We start from the raw sequence: 14,903 nt of genomic DNA on the forward strand, positions 1-14,903 counted from the left end.
ACCAGGCCCACGGCCTTTGCGGCGCCGGTGGAGGTGGGGATCATCGACAAGGCGGCGGCGCGGGCGCGATACAGATCCTTGTGCATCGTGTCCAGCGTCGGCTGGTCGCCGGTATAGGAATGGATCGTGGTCATGAAGCCGCGGTCGATGCCGATCGCGTCGTTCAGCACCTTGGCGACGGGCGCCAGGCAATTGGTGGTGCAGCTTGCGTTCGAGACGACCAGATCCTCGGCCGTCAGCGTGTCATCGTTGACGCCGAAGACGATGGTCTTGTCGGCGCCTTCGCCGGGGGCCGAGATCAGCACGCGCTTGGCGCCGGTCGTCAGATGCGGCTGGCATTTCTCCTTCGAGGCGAAGATGCCGGTGCATTCCATGATGACGTCGATTTCGGCCCAGGGCAGATCGGCCGGATTGCGGATCGCGGTGACCTTGATCGGGCCGCGACCCACATCGATCGTATCGCCGCTGACCGTCACCGTGGCCGGAAAGCGGCCATGCACGCTGTCATAGCGCAGAAGGTGGGCATTGGTCTCGACCGGGCCCAGATCATTGATGGCGACCACCTCGATATCGGTGCGGCCCGATTCGATGATGGCGCGCAGCACGTTGCGCCCGATGCGACCGAAACCGTTGATGGCGACCTTGACTGCCATGGTTATCTCTCCCGACCAGATGACGTTGCGCCATGCTCTAGCCTGCGCTTCTCGCGGATGCAAATCCCTCGTTGTTGCGAACTTCGTCACGAGGCCACCCCATAGCCCTTGCACCGGGCCCAAGGCTTTCAGCGCCAGAAGCTGAGATATTCGATAAAGCGATCCATCGCCTTGCCGACCATGACCGGCAGTCCCAGGTTCAGAAGGAAATGATCGGCGGCGAAAATCGCGACGATCAGGGCAAACAGAATATACGCGATCAGGTTGGTCAAGGCAGGCTCCGGCAGATCTTATCGGATCGCCGGTCCGGCGACGCAAGAGGCCGTGTCGTTCCGCCGGGTCCTTCGGTTGCAGTCCGCCAGAATGATCGCGGTGGTGACAGGATTCTCCGCGCCAATCGGCCGGGGGTCAGTTATCTTCCTCCTCGGCCATCGGGATCAGCGTGATCTCACCTTCGGTTTCCAGCCTGCGGATGACCGTCACCACCTGTTTCGTCGCCTCCTCGATTTCGGCGGGGCGAAGGTTGCTCAGTCCCTCGCGTTCGTCGCGCAATCCGTCGGCCATGCGTTGAGAGAGGTTCGAAAGGATGAATTCGGCAGCCGCCGCGTCGGCATCGGAACCGGCTGACAACGCGCGCAGCAGCACGGGCTGCTCGACCTCGCGGACGATGCGCGGCAAGTCGCGGGCCTGGACACGGCGCGGGATGTGATCGAAGGTAAAGATCGCGCGGCGCACGCCGCCGGCGAAGTCGGCATCCTGCCGGTCCAGATTGTCCAGAACCTCTTCGCGCAGATCAGCGGCGGCGAAATTCAGAATCGCCCCCATCCGTTCGCTGGCCGGGGTTTCGATCGCCGGTCGCGGCAGGGCCTCGGCCGCCTGCAGCAGCACCAGACCCACGCGATGCAGGGCCTGTGCGCTGACGCCGCCGGTCATCGAGATTGCCTGCGCAACCTCATGCGCACGTTCGCGCGACAGGGCGGAAAATGTCTCGGACGCCTTCGAAACCGGCAGCTTGGCCAGCATCAGCGCGACGATTTCGACCGATTCCGAATTGGCCACCGCGATAAGCCGATTGACGGGCTGGCTGGCAAGGCGGGTCCAGGGATCGCCCTTGCCGGACATCGCCGACAGCCGCCGCAGCCGGTCAACGCTGTCTTCCGACAATCGTGCGCCCAGCATCGCCAGCGTGCCGTCGAGATTGCCGGGAAAGGTCACGCCCACCGATTCCAGCCGGTCGCAGAATTCGGTGATGACGGCGTCGCGGGTGTCACGGTCCACCAGTTCCATCCGCGCCATTTCTTCGGCCACCAATGTCTGACTGTCGCTGTCCAGCCGCGCAAGGCCGGACGCCTCGTCATCGTCCAGAAGAAGCCGCACGATCACCGCGGCTTTCTGCCGCTGGCTCAGTCTTGCCCCGGTCATCGTCTGCTGCCCCCTGGTCGGTCCGTCATCTGTCATGCGGGCCAATCTGGCAGGATCTGGCTAACAGGCCGTTATCGGCGCCGGGAATAATTACCCAAGATTTGAATCGAATACGCGGCGGAAGATCGTATCGACATGTCTGGTATGATAGCCCAGATCGAATTTCTCTTCGATCTGGTCCGGGCTCAGTGCCGCGGTCACATCCGGATCGGCCAGCAATTCCTGTTTGAAATCCTTGCCTTCCTCCCAGACCTTCATGGCGTTTCGCTGCACCAGGCGATAGGCATCCTCGCGCGAGACGCCGGCCTGGGTCAGCGCCAGAAGCACGCGCTGCGACATCACCAGACCCTTGAACCTGTTCATGTTGGCCAGCATCGTCTCGGGATAGATCACCAGCTTCTCGATCACCCCGGCCAGCCGGTTCAGCGCGAAATCCAGCGTGATCGTCGCGTCGGGTGCGATGCCGCGTTCGACCGAGGAATGGCTGATGTCGCGTTCGTGCCACAGGGCGACGTTCTCCATCGCCGGGATCACCGCCATCCGTACCAGCCGCGCAAGACCGGTCAGGTTTTCGGTCAGGACCGGATTGCGCTTATGCGGCATGGCGGAACTGCCCTTCTGGCCGGGGCTGAAATATTCCTCGGCCTCGAGAACCTCGGTCCGCTGCATGTGGCGAATCTCGATGGCGATGTTTTCCATGCTGCTGGCGATCACGCCCAGCGTGGCAAAGAACATCGCATGGCGATCGCGCGGAATCACCTGCGTGCTGATCGGTTCGGGACGAAGCCCCATCCTTGCGCAGACATGTTCCTCGACCGCCGGATCGATATTGGCGAAGGTGCCGACCGCGCCGGAGATGGCGCCGGTTGCAACCTCGTCGCGGGCCCGTTCCATCCGGGCGCGACCGCGCGCCATCTCGGCATGGAACCGAGCGAAGGTCAGGCCCATCGTGGTCGGTTCGGCATGGATGCCGTGGCTGCGGCCGATCCGCAGCGTGTTCTTGTGTTCATAGGCGCGTTTCTTCAATGCCGCCAGAACGCGGTCCAGATCGGCCAGCAGAATGTCGGCGGCTCGCACCAACTGGACGTTCAGCGTCGTGTCCAGAACGTCGGAAGAGGTCATGCCCTGATGCACGAAGCGGGCGTGATCGCTGCCGACATGTTCGGCCAGATGGGTCAGGAAGGCAATCACGTCATGTTTGGTCACGGCCTCGATTTCATCGATCCGGGCAACGTCGAACTGGACGTCCTTCGCCCGCCAGACCGCCTCCGCGTTCTCGCGCGGGATCACGCCCAGATCGGCCTGCGCGTCGCAGGCATGAGCCTCGATCTCGAACCAGATCCGGAACTTCGTCTCGGGCGACCAGATCGCGGTCATGTCGGGGCGGGAATAGCGCGGGATCATGGCGGGCTCCTTCGTGGCTGGCTGCGGCATAGCGGGGTGGCGGGCCGGGGGCAAGATTTCTGCGCGCGCGGCTGCGGAACATTCGGGCGGGGCTGGCGGTTGATCAGGCAAGTTTTTCCGCCAGGACGAGGATTGCCGCGATGCATCACAGCGAAGACGACCCGAACCACCTGACCGAAGCCGACCGCACCAGCGAGACCCGCTTTGGCCCCCGGCCGGTCCCAGAAGGTCATCGCCCCCCCGGCAGCCATCCGCTGCGGGCACTGAAAGCCAGCCGCCGCGCCGCCGCTCGCGGCCCGTCGCTCAGCGCCAAGATCATCGTCTGGGGCGGCGTCGGGCTGGGCGTGGCCGGCGTCACGGCCGGCACGCTGATGGCGGCGCGCAAGATCGTGGGCATCCCGGAATCCGATCGGCCCCGGACGGGAAGGGCCACGATTCGAGACGACGCCAGGCTGGCGCCGCGTTTTTCGGCACTGGATGAGGATGAACGCGAGGCGATCCGCCGTCGCACCCGTGAACAGGCCCGTCAGGATCGCGCAGAGTCGGCGCGCCTTCGGGCCGAGGCGGCGCGCGATCGCAATCCGCCACGGCGTCGCAATGCTGCCGAGGAACTGACGCGGACGGCCTCTGAATTGTCTTCCGGGCTCGAAGGGGTTGCCCAATCGCTGCTGACAGCATTCCAGGCCTTTCGCGGTGTGGCCGCACAAGCCAGCGGCATCGTCGCGGAATTCGCCGCCGCGGCCGACGCGGTGCGCGAAGCCGTGCGTGGAAATCCGCCCCCCGCCCAGCAGGATGAGGCTTCCATGCCACGCAGGCCCGACGATTCCCGGCAGCATCGCTTGTGAGCGCCGATCCGACAGGGCAGGGTTGAGCGCATGGTGACACAGAATACTGATGGCAGCGGGGCGCGCAGATCCGTTCTGGATGCCCTGATCGGGGAGCTGGACGACCAGACCCGTCGCGATTACGGTTTGCCGACCGCCTCCGGGACGGTCGATCCCCCCGCCATCCGGAGAGACCTTGGCGGCAAGATGCCTCATCTGGGCGATCTGGGCTTTCGCGATGTGGCCACGATCGTCAAGCGGACCTTCGGGCAGATCGGCGTCGACCGTGTGACGGCCGTGGCGGGCGGTGTCACCTTCTTCGGCCTGCTGTCGCTGTTTCCCGCGATCACGGCCTTCGTGTCGATCTATGGACTGGTGGCCGACCCTTCCTCGATCGCTGGTCATCTGGAGGTGCTGAACCGTTTCCTGCCTCAGGGCGCGCTGGACATCATTTCGCGCCAGGTCGAAGCCATCGCGACCTCGCCCTCGGGCGCGCTTTCGCTGGCCGGGATCGTCGGCCTGCTGGTTGCCTTCTATTCGGCGAATGGCGGGATGAAGGCGCTGCTGTCGGCGCTGAACGTGGCATTCTTTCAGAAAGAGACCCGCAGCTTCGTCCGGCTGAATCTGGTCGCGATGGGGTTTACGCTGGGCGGACTTTTGCTGCTGATGCTGATGCTGGGCGTGATCGCCGTCATTCCGATCCTGCTTGCGTGGCTGCCGCTCAGCGATACCAGCGAAAGGCTGATCAGCTTCATCCGCTGGCCGATCATGTTCCTGGTGCTGCTGGTGGCGCTGGCGGCAGTCTATCGCTGGGGGCCGGCGGTGCCCAACCGCCGCTGGCGCTGGATTTCGCCCGGTGCGATCTTTGCCGCCGTGACCCTAGTCGTCACCTCGATCCTGTTCTCGTGGTATGCCGCCAATTTCGCCAATTACAATGAAACCTACGGCTCGCTCGGCGCGGTGATCGGCCTGATGATGTGGCTGTGGCTGGCCGCGATGATCGTGCTGGTCGGGGCCGAAATCAATTCCGAGATCGAACGCTACATGAAGCAACTGGCCGGCCTGGACGATTCGGCCAAAGTAGCCGACAGGGCGGGGTGATGGCATCGCCCTACCTGCCCCTGGCCATGGCGATCGCGCTGGAAGTGGTTGGCACCTCGCTTCTGCAACGCTCGCAGCAATTCAGCCGGTTGTGGCCGACACTGGGCATGGCCATCTGCTATCTGGCCAGCTTCTACCTGCTGTCACTGGCCTTGCGTGTCCTGCCCCTGGGCGTCGCCTATGCGATCTGGAGTGCGCTTGGCATCGTGCTTGTGGCGCTGATCGGCCTTTTCGTCTTTCATCAGCGGCTTGACTTGCCGGCCGTCATCGGGCTGGGGCTGATCGTTGCGGGCGTGATCGTCGTCAACCTGTTCTCGCAGACGGCAGGGCATTGAGCCGAGGCAAGGCGCCCTCAGCGCTCGGTCAGTTTCAGCTCGATCCGGCGGTTCTGGGCGCGGGCCTCGGGCGAGGCGCCGTCGGTAATGGGACGGGTATCCGCAAATCCCGTCGCCGCCAGGCGGTTTGCCGGAAACTGCAATTCGTCGATCATGAAGCGCACCACGGCCAGTGCACGGGCCTGGCTGAGTTCCCAATTGTCCCGGTAGCGGCCCGTGCCCGACAGGGGCGTGCTGTCGGTATGACCGTCCACGCGGATCATCCAGTCGATTTCGGGCGGGATCTTGTCGGCGATGTCTCCCAGCATCCGGACGACGCCGGCGATCTGGGCGCGGCCGGCGGGCGACAAGCTGGCTTCGCCCGGAGGAAAGAGAATCTCGGACTGGAACACGAAGCGGTCGCCGACCACCTTCACCCCCTCGCGCCCCGACAGGATCTGCGACAATTGCCCGAAGAATTCCGACCGATAGCGGGCCAGATCCTTGGCTTCTGCCTCGGCCTTGCTGCGTGCCTCCCGTTCCAGGGCCAGCCGGCGCTCTTTTTCCTCGGCCGCGCGCAGCAGGGCGGCGTTCAACTGCCGGCCCAGCGTCTCGACCCTCACTTCGGCCTGTTTCTGATCATCGCCCGCCGTTTCCAGCAGCGCCTGCAACGATCCAAGCTGCGAGGTCAGCGATGCAACCTGTTCGTTCAGCAGCGCGACCCGGCGCTGACTGTCCTGCGAGATCTGCTGGCTCTGGTCCAGCTCCTCGCGCGCCTTTGCCAGCAGCGCGGCCTGCCGTTCGGTCTGGGCAGCGTTCGTGCGGACCTCGTTCGACAGCCGGTCGCGCGCGTTTTCGGCGGCGGCGAGAAGCGTCAGCGTGTCCTCGGCCTTCTTGCGGCTTTCTTCCAGCGACAGCGTCATCGCGGTCAGTTCGGCGTCGGCGCCTTCCAGCCGCGCGCGCAGCGCCCTGGCAGCCTCGGCCTCGGTCAGCCGCGCGGCCTCGGCCTCGGACAGGCGCGACTGCGCGGCGGTCAGATCGGCCTGCAGGGCGACCTTGTCCTGACCCGCATCGGCATTGCGACGCCGCAGATCGGCGACCAGGGCCTCCAGAGCATCGCGCCGCGCCGCCGCCAGACGCGCCTGTTCGGTCTTGGCGTCGATCTCGTTGCGGGCCTGGGCGACGGCCAGCGCTGCCGCCGACGCGCGGTCCCGCTGATCGGACAATTGCGTTTGCAGATCGGCCTGCCGCGCCTCGGCCTCGATGCGATCCTGCTGACGCGCGGCCATCAGGGCCGCCACCTCGGCCTCGAAATCCGTCAGCCGCGATCTTGCCTCGTCCAGCCGGGTTCTGCTGGCATCAAGCTGGTTGTTCAACCGGGTGATCCGCGCCGCCCTGTCGCGCGCCTCGGCCTGGGCCTGATCCAGCGACCTTTCGGCGTTTTGGGCGCGTTGGGACTGACGCAGGGTCTCGTCCTGCAGCGCCGCCTCGCGCCCTTCCGACGCGGTCAGGGCCTCGCCAAGCGCGGCGACGCGCTGGCCAAGCTGGTCGATCTGCTGTTCCTGACGCGACAGTTTCCGGTCCTGCCGGGTGATCGTGTCGTCCTGCGTGGTGATCTGTTCGCGCAGCACAGACTGCACCACCATGAAAATCGTCAGCACGAACATCAGCACCATCAACAGGGCCGTCATCGCATCCACGAAACCCGGCCAGATCGTGGCCGAGAAGCGATTGACCGAGGATGCCCGGCGCAGTGCCATGATCTAGCGTGCGCCCCGGTCGATCAGCGGATCGTGCAGCAGATCGTCGCGGAACGGATCGCCGAACCGCGCCGCGCGCACCGCCCGTGTCAGCACCAGGATGTCCGAGCGCAGTTCGGCCAGCATCTCGTCCCGGCCCTCGTTCAGATCGGCGACCATGCGTTGCAGCGCGGTTTCGATTCCCGACAGGTCGGGCGGAACCGGCGCCGGTTGATCGGCGCGCGATTGCGCCAGTTCGACCAGCCTTTCCTGACCCTCGGCCACACGGTTCAGCGCGCCGCTGAGGCTGGCCGCGCGGGCCACGGTCGATTCCCGTTCGGCCTCGGCCCGGCGGACCAGCGCCTCCAGCGCCTCGGCCATGACCACGATGCGTTCATCCGCCATGGCGGCGGCGTCGTCGCGGCCGGCATCGCGTTCGGCATGGTATTGCTGCAACCGCTCCATCTGGTCGGCCATCTGTTCCAGAAAGCCCGCGATGGCGGCATCATTCGCCCCCTCGCCCTCTGTCGAGCCCAGCGAGACGCGAGTAAAGCCCGACATCCATTCTTCCAGCTCACGGTAATAGCGGTTCTGGCCATGAGTGACGAACAGTTCCAGCAGGCCCACGACCAGCGATCCGGCCAGACCCAGAAGCGACGACGAAAAGGCCGTGGCCATGCCGCCGAGCTGCGCTTCAAGTCCGCCCATCAGCTTGTCGAAGACCGCGATGCCGCTTTCGCCTTCCTGTGGGGCCAGTGCCCGGATCGTGTCCACGACCGCCGGAACGGTGGTGGCGAGGCCATAGAAGGTGCCCAGAAGGCCAAGGAAGATCAGAAGATTGGACAGGTATCGCGTGATGTCGCGCAATTCCTCGATCCGCGTCGCGACGGAATCGAGGATCGACCGCGCCGAACCGGTCGAGATCACGCCGCCTGCCGGCCCGCGGGTTCCCAGCAGCGCCGCCAGGGGCGCCAGCAGGCGCGGCGGCACGTCGCTGTCGCCCATGCCACGCGCCGCGACGCCCTTTTCCACCGCGTTGCGCCGGCGAGAGGCGAACCGTTCGATCCAGCTGACCGATCGGACAAGCTGGCCGACCTGCCAGAAACAGGCCAGCACGCCCAGTCCGAAGACGGTCAGGATCAGTCCGTTCAGCCAGCGATTGGCCATGAAGATGGGCAGAATCCGGCCATAGGCGATCCAGCCGCCGGCCAGGACCAGCGCCAGCACCGTCAGCATCAGCATGATCTGCCGGACCGGTTGCGAGAAATGCGGATGGGACGGGCTGGCGGCGCCGGTGCCGCGTGTTGCGGTAATCCGGCGGCTTGGCAGACTCAACCTGCCGGGCCGGGCCGGGCCGCTGCCGGTCCCGGCGGGTTCTGGGCCGCTGTCCTGTTCACGCAAGGCTTGGCATTCCCGTTCCCGGCATCCTCGTACACGCACGAGTGTAGGGCGCGACCGGACGCTTGCCAAGCGATCCGACGGTCAGGGTAAACCGATGCTCAGCCCTCTCGTGAGGGCTGCCTCGTCGCGATCAGCCGCCGCACCCGGTCGGAAAGCTGGTCCATGGCGCTGTCGGGCAGGCCGATCCGGGCCAGATGCAGGGCGGTGTTGAACAGATAATCGGCATTCGGACCCCGGCCGCCATGAGCTCCGGCGATGATCCGCGCCTGTTCGTCCGCGCCCAGGTCACCCGCATATTGGGGATGATCGCAGCGCATCACATAGGCCAGGGCCTCGACGCGGCGGCCATCTTCCAGCGTCAGCGTGACGATCGCCTCGCGATAGGCTTCGGTGCCCATCTCGCGCGCGCGAAGATAGGCCATCACTTCGTCATGCTGCACTGGGTCGATGGCAAGCGCGAGGCCCCTGCAATGGGCCGAATCGTCGGGGTCGAGGCCCAGCACCAGCCCCGGCGCCTCCGCGGTGCCGCGATGGCGCACGGATCGCAGGCAGAAACGTCGCGCATAGCCGTCAAGCCGCGCCTTCACGGTCTCAAGCGGCTGAAAGCCCGGATCCCACATCAGCGATCCGTAGCCGAAGACCCAAGCCGGTTTCCGAAAGTCCCTTGCCATGCTCCAAATCTAGGCGAGCGGGGCGCGGGATGAAAGACGGCTCAGGATCCCCGGGGTGCGTCGTCGTGGCCGCGGCCGAAATCGGGCGCCCCGGTATCCTGGCCGGCCTCGATGATGCCGCGGCGGATGGCACGGGTGCGGCTGAAATAATCGAACAGCTGCTGGCCGTCGCCCATGCGGATCGCGCGCTGAAGCACGAACAGCTCTTCGGTGAAGCGGCCCAGAATGTCCAGCGTCGCCTCCTTGTTGTGCAGGAACACGTCGCGCCACATGGTCGGATCGCTGGCGGCGATGCGGGTGAAGTCGCGGAACCCGGCGGCCGAATACTGGATCACCTCTTCATCGGTGACGCGGCTGAGATGATCGGCGACGCCGACCATCGTATAGGCGATCAGGTGCGGCGCATGGCTGGTCACGGCCAGCACCAGATCGTGATGGCCCGGCTCCATCCTGTCGGTCTTGGCGCCCATGGCGCGGACCAGATCCGACAGGCGCGCCACCGCTGCCGGATCGCTGCCGGGCAGCGGGGTCAGCAGCCACCAGCGATTCCTGAACAGTGTCGCGAAACCCGAGCGGGGGCCGGAATGTTCGGTGCCCGCAAGGGGATGACCGGGAATGAAATGCACGCCGTTCGGGATATGCGGGCCGACAGCGTCGATGACCGCCTGCTTGACCGAGCCGACATCGGTTACCGTCGCGCCCGGTTTCAGATGCGGCGCGATCGTGGCCGCGACATCGCCCATGGCGCCGACCGGCACCGCCAGCACCACCAGATCCGCGCCCGCGACGGCCCTGTCGGCGCTGTCCTCGATCCGGTCGCACAATCCGATCTCGCGCGCGGTCCTGCGCGTGGCATCGCTGCGGGCATGGCCGACGATCTCGCCGGCCAATCCGGCCTTTCGCATCGCATGGGCCATCGAGCCCGCGATCAGCCCCAGACCGATCAGGGCCACACGGTCATAGATCACGCTCATGCCGGTCTCCGCGCGGCCATGAAACGGCCGAGGCTGTCGATCACGCGCGTCGTGCCGATTTCGTCGCCCAGCGTGATGCGCAGCGCGGCGGGCAGGCCATATCCGCCGACGCGACGGACAAGGATGCCGTCACCGCGCAGGGCGGCATCGGCGGCTTCGGCCTCGTCCGGATCGGCAAAGCGGGCCAGCACGAAATTGGCGAAACTCTCGTCGCAGCCGATCCCCATCTGGATCAGCGATTCGCGCATCCGCCGGCGCATCCTTGCATTCAGGTCGGCGCAATGGTCGCGAAAGGCGGTGTCGCGGATCGCGGCCTCGGCCGCCGCCATCTGGGCACTGGACAGGTTGAAGGGCTGGCGGATCCGGTTCAGAACATCGATCACGCCGCGCACGCCGTAGCCCCACCCGATCCGTAGCCCGCCCAGCCCGTGAATCTTGGAAAATGTCCGCGTCATGAACGCGTTCGGATGCCGGTCCACCAGCGAGGCGCCGCCGTCAAAGCCATCCGCGAATTCGGTATAGGCTCCGTCATGGACCAGGATCGCCCGCGGCGGCAGCCCCTCGGCCAGCCGCGACAGATCGTCCGCGCCCAGCATGGTGCCGGTCGGGTTGGCGGGGTTGGCGATGAAGACGATGCGCGTCCGTTCGGTCACGGCGCCAAGGATCGCGTCCACGTCGATGCGGCGCACAGCCTCGGGCACGGTGACGGGGATCGCGCCGACCATCCGCGCCAGGATCGGATACATCGAAAAGCCATGCTCGGTGGTGATGATCTCGTCGCCCGGCCCGGCATAGGCATGGGCGACGAATTGCAGCACCTCGTCCGATCCCACACCGCAGATGATGCGGTCCGGATCCAGCCCGTGAACCTCGCCGATCGCCCGGCGCAGGGCGGCATGGTCGGTGGCGGGGTAGCGGTGCAGATCCGGCGCCGCCGCGGCAAAGGCGGCCCGCGCGGCCGGGCTGCACCCCAGGGGATTTTCATTCGAGGACAGTTTCAGCACATCGTCATGGCCCGCCAGTCGGCTTTCGCCGCTGACATAGGGTGCGATCTCCATGATGCCCGGCTGCGGTTCGATCCCTGTCATGCCCGTCTCCCCCGTCATTCGCCGCCCTCATAGCGGGGGAACGGGGGCAAGGAAAGTGGACGCTGCCGGCGCCGTCACAGGACGGGCATGGCGGGCGTCGGGGGCGACCATCTGAAACGGGCCAGAACGATACCGTGGTCGTTGCTGCCGCTGGTCTTGTGATCGTTCCAGTCAAGGTGGTCGTTCAGCAGCAGCATGTCGTCGAATCGCCACAGCCGCTTGCGCGAATTGTCATAGAACTGCTCGCTGACCAGCACATGGTCCAGGCTGTCGTGCTGCTCCTGATAGATATGGGTATAATAGACATCGCGGACCGAGCGGTATTCCTGCAGGACCTGCGCCGTGTAGAGCGCGTTGTCGCCACCGCCGCGCGACAGCGCGGTCAGATATCGCGGCTGTTCGGTCAGAAGGTTGAGCGTGTTCGAATCCTTGCCGTCATTCATGTCGCCCAGCACGACGACGGGATTGTCCGAACCCTTTGCCAGCCGCGTCATGATGACCCGCAGCGCCGCCGCCTCGGCGGTGCGTCGGATGGTCGAGATGGCGTAGCCGAGCGCATTGGCGTGGGGGCCGTGAATCTCGCGGTCATACCAGTCGCCTTCGCGCCAGATCTCGGCCGGGCGCCGGGATTTGAAATGGCACACGAAGACCTCGATCACCGGGGTCGAGGGATCGGGCTGCACGCGCAGATGCAGGACGGGCCGCGAAAACCCCTCCAGCGCCACCGAGATCCGGGGCTGCTGCGGATCGTCCCCGGTCGAGCGCAACACGAGCTCGGGCGGAAAATCGGTGATCCAGTCCGGATCTCCCACCAGCATGTGACGGCGCACCGCCGCCGCGCAGGTGATCCGCGTGCCCGGATGATCGGGTGGCGCGATCATGACATGGCTTTCGCCCAGGCCGGCCTGATCCACTGCTTCCTGCAAGGCTTCCGGCGCCCATAATTCCTGAAAGCCGAACAGATCGGCCTCCATCCGGGCCAGGGCCCGCGCGGTAAAGTCGATCTTGCGCCGATAGACATCCTGGGGCCAGCCGTCCCTGTCGGAATAGACCGCGCGGCCCGGCAGCTGAAGGTTCAGCAGGTTGAACGAACAGAACGAGATATCGCGTCGGGCCATCCCGGCCTCCGGTCTCGTGGCAGGGAAAGGGCGCAAAGTGCGGCGATGATACCACGAGGCCTATGAAGCCAATATCGAAATCGTCGCGGGCTGCCGCACCATACCCTGCCGCATCGGCACGACGAAAAAGGCCGCATCCGAAGATGCGGCCCTTGAGGATCGGGTGTCGGCGAAGATCAGTTCTTCGCGTAGAATTCGACGACCAGGTTCGGCTCCATCTGCACGGCATACGGCACGTCGCCCAGGGCCGGGATGCGCACGAAGGTCGCGGTCATCTTGTTGTGGTCCACTTCCAGATAATCCGGCACGTCACGCTCGGGCAGGCCGACGGCCTCCAGAACGATGGCCAGCTGGCGCGAACGTTCGCGAATCGAGATCACGTCGCCTTCCTTGACACGATAGGAGGCGATGTTGACGCGCTTGCCGTTCACCTCGACATGACCGTGGTTGACGAATTGACGCGCGGCGAAGATGGTCGGCACGAATTTGGCGCGATAGACGACGGCATCCAGACGCCGTTCCAGCAGGCCGATCAGGTTCTCGCCGGTATCGCCCTTGACGCGCTCGGCCTCGGCATAGATGCGGCGGAACTGCTTTTCGGTCAGATCGCCGTAATAGCCCTTGAGCTTCTGCTTGGCGCGCAGCTGGGTGCCGAAATCCGACAGCTTCTGCTTGCGGCGCTGGCCGTGCTGGCCGGGACCGTATTCGCGGCGGTTGACCGGCGATTTGGCGCGGCCCCAGATATTTTCGCCCATGCGGCGGTCAATCTTGTACTTGGCAGACGTGCGTTTGGTCACGGCTGATCTCCTTCCTTCATGTGAAGGGCGTTGTCCTCTGGCTTCAGGCCCGACAGGCATCCCCTTGCGGGGGCCACCAACACCAATGAAGTGCGCGCTTATAGAGGCCGTGCCGGCGGTGTCAACCGCGATCGTGACCGCACCCCGCCGACGGATGGGCGCGGTCTCAGCCAAGCTGGCCGTCGGGCTGGAAGAAATGCGACAATGGCAACGCGGCGGCACCCAGGACGCGGGCATTGCGGCCAAGGCTGCCCGCGATCACCTCGGGCGGCACGATGCCTTCGCGGGGCAGGGCCGTCATCGCATGTCGCGTCGCCGCGACCAGCCGGGCGCGGGTCGCGGGCGGTACCGCGCCGTCGATGACCACCAGCGGCAGATCGGCGATCGACACCGCCGCCAGGGACACGAATGCCAACGCGCGTCCGGCCTGTTCGGCCCATTCCGCCTCGATCGCCTCGGGAACGTCCCAGGCCGAATCGTCGGGATGCACGGCCCGGCCAAGCCGCGCCTCAAGCGAGGCGACCGAGGCGCGTTCCAACAATTGTCCGCCATCGGGCACCAGAATCGATCCCAGTGCGGCCGCGTTGCGTTGCGGCCCGAAGCGCAGCTTGCCGTCCAGGACCAATCCGCCACCCGGAAAATGCGCGATGTAGATGTGCAGGAAATCGGCGGGAAGGTTCTGGCGGCCGAAGATCAGTTCGGCCCCGCATGCGGTGGTCGCATCGTTTTCCAGAAAGACCGGAAAAGGCAGATCCCGGGCCAGTTCCGCGCGCAGATCGTGATCCTTCCAGGCGGCCATCTCGGCGCCCCAATCCCACAATCGGAAGGGTGTGGCGATGCCGAGGCCGGCGATCCGGCGGTGCGCTGATCGCGGCAGATTGGCCATGAAGGTGGCGATCCCGTGCCGCGCGAAGCCCAGAACCCGCTGGGGGTGCAGATAGGATGATATCTCCTGGCGGTGAAGTTTCGTCTGGCCGGTGAAATCGACCAGCGCCAGTTCGGCCAGTCTGCGACCCAGCTTCAGCCCCAGAAACCAGGCCCCGTCCGGCGCCAGCGCCAGCGGCGTCGAAGGTTGACCGACCTTGCCGCGCACGACCTTTTCCTGCGCCAGAAAGCCCTGTTCGATCAGCTTGCGGCTGAGGTTGGTGATCGCCTGCGGCGACAAGTCCATTGCCTGGGCCAGCGCCGCGCGCGACAGCGGTCCGTGGCGCCGGATCACCGACAGGATCAGCCGCTCGTTCCGGCTGCGATCGCCGCTGGTCACGTCTGCGCTCGGCATTCAGAGATCCTCCTGCCGGGTATTAATCAAGCAAATTGATTTATTGACAAGCGGAAAGATGTAAGGCTTTGTATCGGCCAGGGCGGAAGAGGAATCCGCCGTCGTGGAGGAGTGTAGA

At 65.7% G+C, this 14,903-nt stretch carries 15 protein-coding genes; 3 read left to right on the plus strand and 12 right to left on the minus strand.

All coding sequences use genetic code 11. The annotated features are described in order from the left end of the window. The 4 genes from B4L36_RS11225 to purB form a co-directional block, all read right to left on the minus strand. A partial coding sequence (locus tag B4L36_RS11225) for a type I glyceraldehyde-3-phosphate dehydrogenase (RefSeq protein WP_292956961.1) occupies positions 1-653 on the minus strand: 653 nt, incomplete at its 3' end. Positions 654-781: 128 nt separating this feature from the next. Then, the gene (locus B4L36_RS11230; protein WP_292956964.1) at positions 782-925 is read right to left on the minus strand and encodes a hypothetical protein; all 144 of its coding nucleotides are present in this window, start codon (positions 923-925) and stop codon (positions 782-784) included. Between the two features lie 136 nt (positions 926-1,061). Continuing rightward, positions 1,062-2,075 (minus strand): FliG C-terminal domain-containing protein, encoded by a 1,014-nt coding sequence (locus tag B4L36_RS11235; RefSeq protein ID WP_292956967.1) that lies wholly within the window; start codon positions 2,073-2,075, stop codon positions 1,062-1,064. A 90-nt stretch (positions 2,076-2,165) separates the two neighbouring features. Continuing rightward, on the minus strand, positions 2,166-3,479 hold the full coding sequence (gene purB / locus B4L36_RS11240; RefSeq protein WP_292956970.1) for an adenylosuccinate lyase: 1,314 nt from the start codon (positions 3,477-3,479) through the stop codon (positions 2,166-2,168). A gap of 140 nt (positions 3,480-3,619) precedes the next feature. Between purB and B4L36_RS11245 the strand changes: the two genes are divergently transcribed. From B4L36_RS11245 to B4L36_RS11255, 3 genes are read left to right on the plus strand one after another with little or no spacing between them, the layout of a single operon-like run. Continuing rightward, positions 3,620-4,324, plus strand: coding sequence for a hypothetical protein (locus tag B4L36_RS11245; protein ID WP_292956972.1), 705 nt, complete (start codon positions 3,620-3,622; stop codon positions 4,322-4,324). A 30-nt stretch (positions 4,325-4,354) separates the two neighbouring features. After that, the gene (locus B4L36_RS11250; protein ID WP_292956975.1) at positions 4,355-5,404 is read left to right on the plus strand and encodes a YihY/virulence factor BrkB family protein; all 1,050 of its coding nucleotides are present in this window, start codon (positions 4,355-4,357) and stop codon (positions 5,402-5,404) included. Next, positions 5,404-5,739 carry an SMR family transporter gene (locus tag B4L36_RS11255; protein ID WP_292956978.1) on the plus strand — a complete coding sequence of 112 codons (336 nt, stop codon included), beginning with the start codon at positions 5,404-5,406 and terminating at the stop codon, positions 5,737-5,739. Before B4L36_RS11250 ends, B4L36_RS11255 begins: the two co-directional genes overlap by 1 nt. Before the next feature lie 17 nt (positions 5,740-5,756). On the opposite strand, the gene B4L36_RS11260 is transcribed toward B4L36_RS11255, so the two are convergent. The 8 genes from B4L36_RS11260 to B4L36_RS11295 all read right to left on the minus strand — a co-directional run bounded on the left by B4L36_RS11260 (position 5,757) and on the right by B4L36_RS11295 (position 14,785). Continuing rightward, complete coding sequence (locus B4L36_RS11260) at positions 5,757-7,478, minus strand: peptidoglycan -binding protein (protein WP_292956981.1); 1,722 nt, start codon at positions 7,476-7,478, stop codon at positions 5,757-5,759. 3 nt (positions 7,479-7,481) lie between these two features. Beyond that, positions 7,482-8,699: a biopolymer transporter ExbB gene (locus B4L36_RS11265; RefSeq protein WP_292956984.1), complete on the minus strand. Its 1,218-nt coding sequence runs from the start codon at positions 8,697-8,699 to the stop codon at positions 7,482-7,484. 257 nt (positions 8,700-8,956) lie between these two features. Further along, positions 8,957-9,529 carry a gamma-glutamylcyclotransferase gene (locus B4L36_RS11270; protein ID WP_292956987.1) on the minus strand — a complete coding sequence of 191 codons (573 nt, stop codon included), beginning with the start codon at positions 9,527-9,529 and terminating at the stop codon, positions 8,957-8,959. A gap of 41 nt (positions 9,530-9,570) precedes the next feature. After that, positions 9,571-10,503, minus strand: a complete 933-nt coding sequence (locus B4L36_RS11275; RefSeq protein WP_292956989.1) for a prephenate/arogenate dehydrogenase family protein — start codon at positions 10,501-10,503, stop codon at positions 9,571-9,573. After that, positions 10,500-11,591 carry a histidinol-phosphate transaminase gene (hisC, locus tag B4L36_RS11280; RefSeq protein ID WP_292956992.1) on the minus strand — a complete coding sequence of 364 codons (1,092 nt, stop codon included), beginning with the start codon at positions 11,589-11,591 and terminating at the stop codon, positions 10,500-10,502. The genes B4L36_RS11275 and hisC overlap by 4 nt, the downstream gene beginning before the upstream one ends. Positions 11,592-11,665: 74 nt before the next feature. Further along, a complete protein-coding gene (locus tag B4L36_RS11285) occupies positions 11,666-12,709 on the minus strand; it encodes an endonuclease/exonuclease/phosphatase family protein (RefSeq protein ID WP_292956995.1) in 1,044 nt (347 codons plus the stop codon). 176 nt (positions 12,710-12,885) lie between these two features. Next, positions 12,886-13,506: a 30S ribosomal protein S4 gene (gene rpsD / locus B4L36_RS11290; protein ID WP_292956998.1), complete on the minus strand. Its 621-nt coding sequence runs from the start codon at positions 13,504-13,506 to the stop codon at positions 12,886-12,888. Positions 13,507-13,672: 166 nt separating this feature from the next. Further along, positions 13,673-14,785 carry an ROK family transcriptional regulator gene (locus B4L36_RS11295; RefSeq protein WP_292957001.1) on the minus strand — a complete coding sequence of 371 codons (1,113 nt, stop codon included), beginning with the start codon at positions 14,783-14,785 and terminating at the stop codon, positions 13,673-13,675. Positions 14,786-14,903 lie beyond the last annotated feature (118 nt).

Origin of the sequence: Paracoccus sp. UBA889 (assembly GCA_002294185.1) — a bacterium.
Taxonomy (GTDB): Bacteria; Pseudomonadota; Alphaproteobacteria; order Rhodobacterales; family Rhodobacteraceae; genus Paracoccus.

What these genes read in the sequence shown, in the direction of transcription:
- B4L36_RS11235 (WP_292956967.1), bottom strand. Translation starts at nt 2,075, where the DNA reads ATGACCGGGGCAAGACTGAGCCAGCGGCAGAAAGCCGCGGTGATCGTG.
- purB (WP_292956970.1), bottom strand. Translation starts at nt 3,479, where the DNA reads ATGATCCCGCGCTATTCCCGCCCCGACATGACCGCGATCTGGTCGCCC.
- B4L36_RS11245 (WP_292956972.1), top strand. Translation starts at nt 3,620, where the DNA reads ATGCATCACAGCGAAGACGACCCGAACCACCTGACCGAAGCCGACCGC.
- B4L36_RS11250 (WP_292956975.1), top strand. Translation starts at nt 4,355, where the DNA reads ATGGTGACACAGAATACTGATGGCAGCGGGGCGCGCAGATCCGTTCTG.
- B4L36_RS11255 (WP_292956978.1), top strand. Translation starts at nt 5,404, where the DNA reads ATGGCATCGCCCTACCTGCCCCTGGCCATGGCGATCGCGCTGGAAGTG.
- B4L36_RS11260 (WP_292956981.1), bottom strand. Translation starts at nt 7,478, where the DNA reads ATGGCACTGCGCCGGGCATCCTCGGTCAATCGCTTCTCGGCCACGATC.
- B4L36_RS11265 (WP_292956984.1), bottom strand. Translation starts at nt 8,699, where the DNA reads ATGCTGATGCTGACGGTGCTGGCGCTGGTCCTGGCCGGCGGCTGGATC.
- B4L36_RS11270 (WP_292956987.1), bottom strand. Translation starts at nt 9,529, where the DNA reads ATGGCAAGGGACTTTCGGAAACCGGCTTGGGTCTTCGGCTACGGATCG.
- B4L36_RS11275 (WP_292956989.1), bottom strand. Translation starts at nt 10,503, where the DNA reads ATGAGCGTGATCTATGACCGTGTGGCCCTGATCGGTCTGGGGCTGATC.
- hisC (WP_292956992.1), bottom strand. Translation starts at nt 11,591, where the DNA reads ATGACAGGGATCGAACCGCAGCCGGGCATCATGGAGATCGCACCCTAT.
- B4L36_RS11285 (WP_292956995.1), bottom strand. Translation starts at nt 12,709, where the DNA reads ATGGCCCGACGCGATATCTCGTTCTGTTCGTTCAACCTGCTGAACCTT.
- B4L36_RS11295 (WP_292957001.1), bottom strand. Translation starts at nt 14,785, where the DNA reads ATGCCGAGCGCAGACGTGACCAGCGGCGATCGCAGCCGGAACGAGCGG.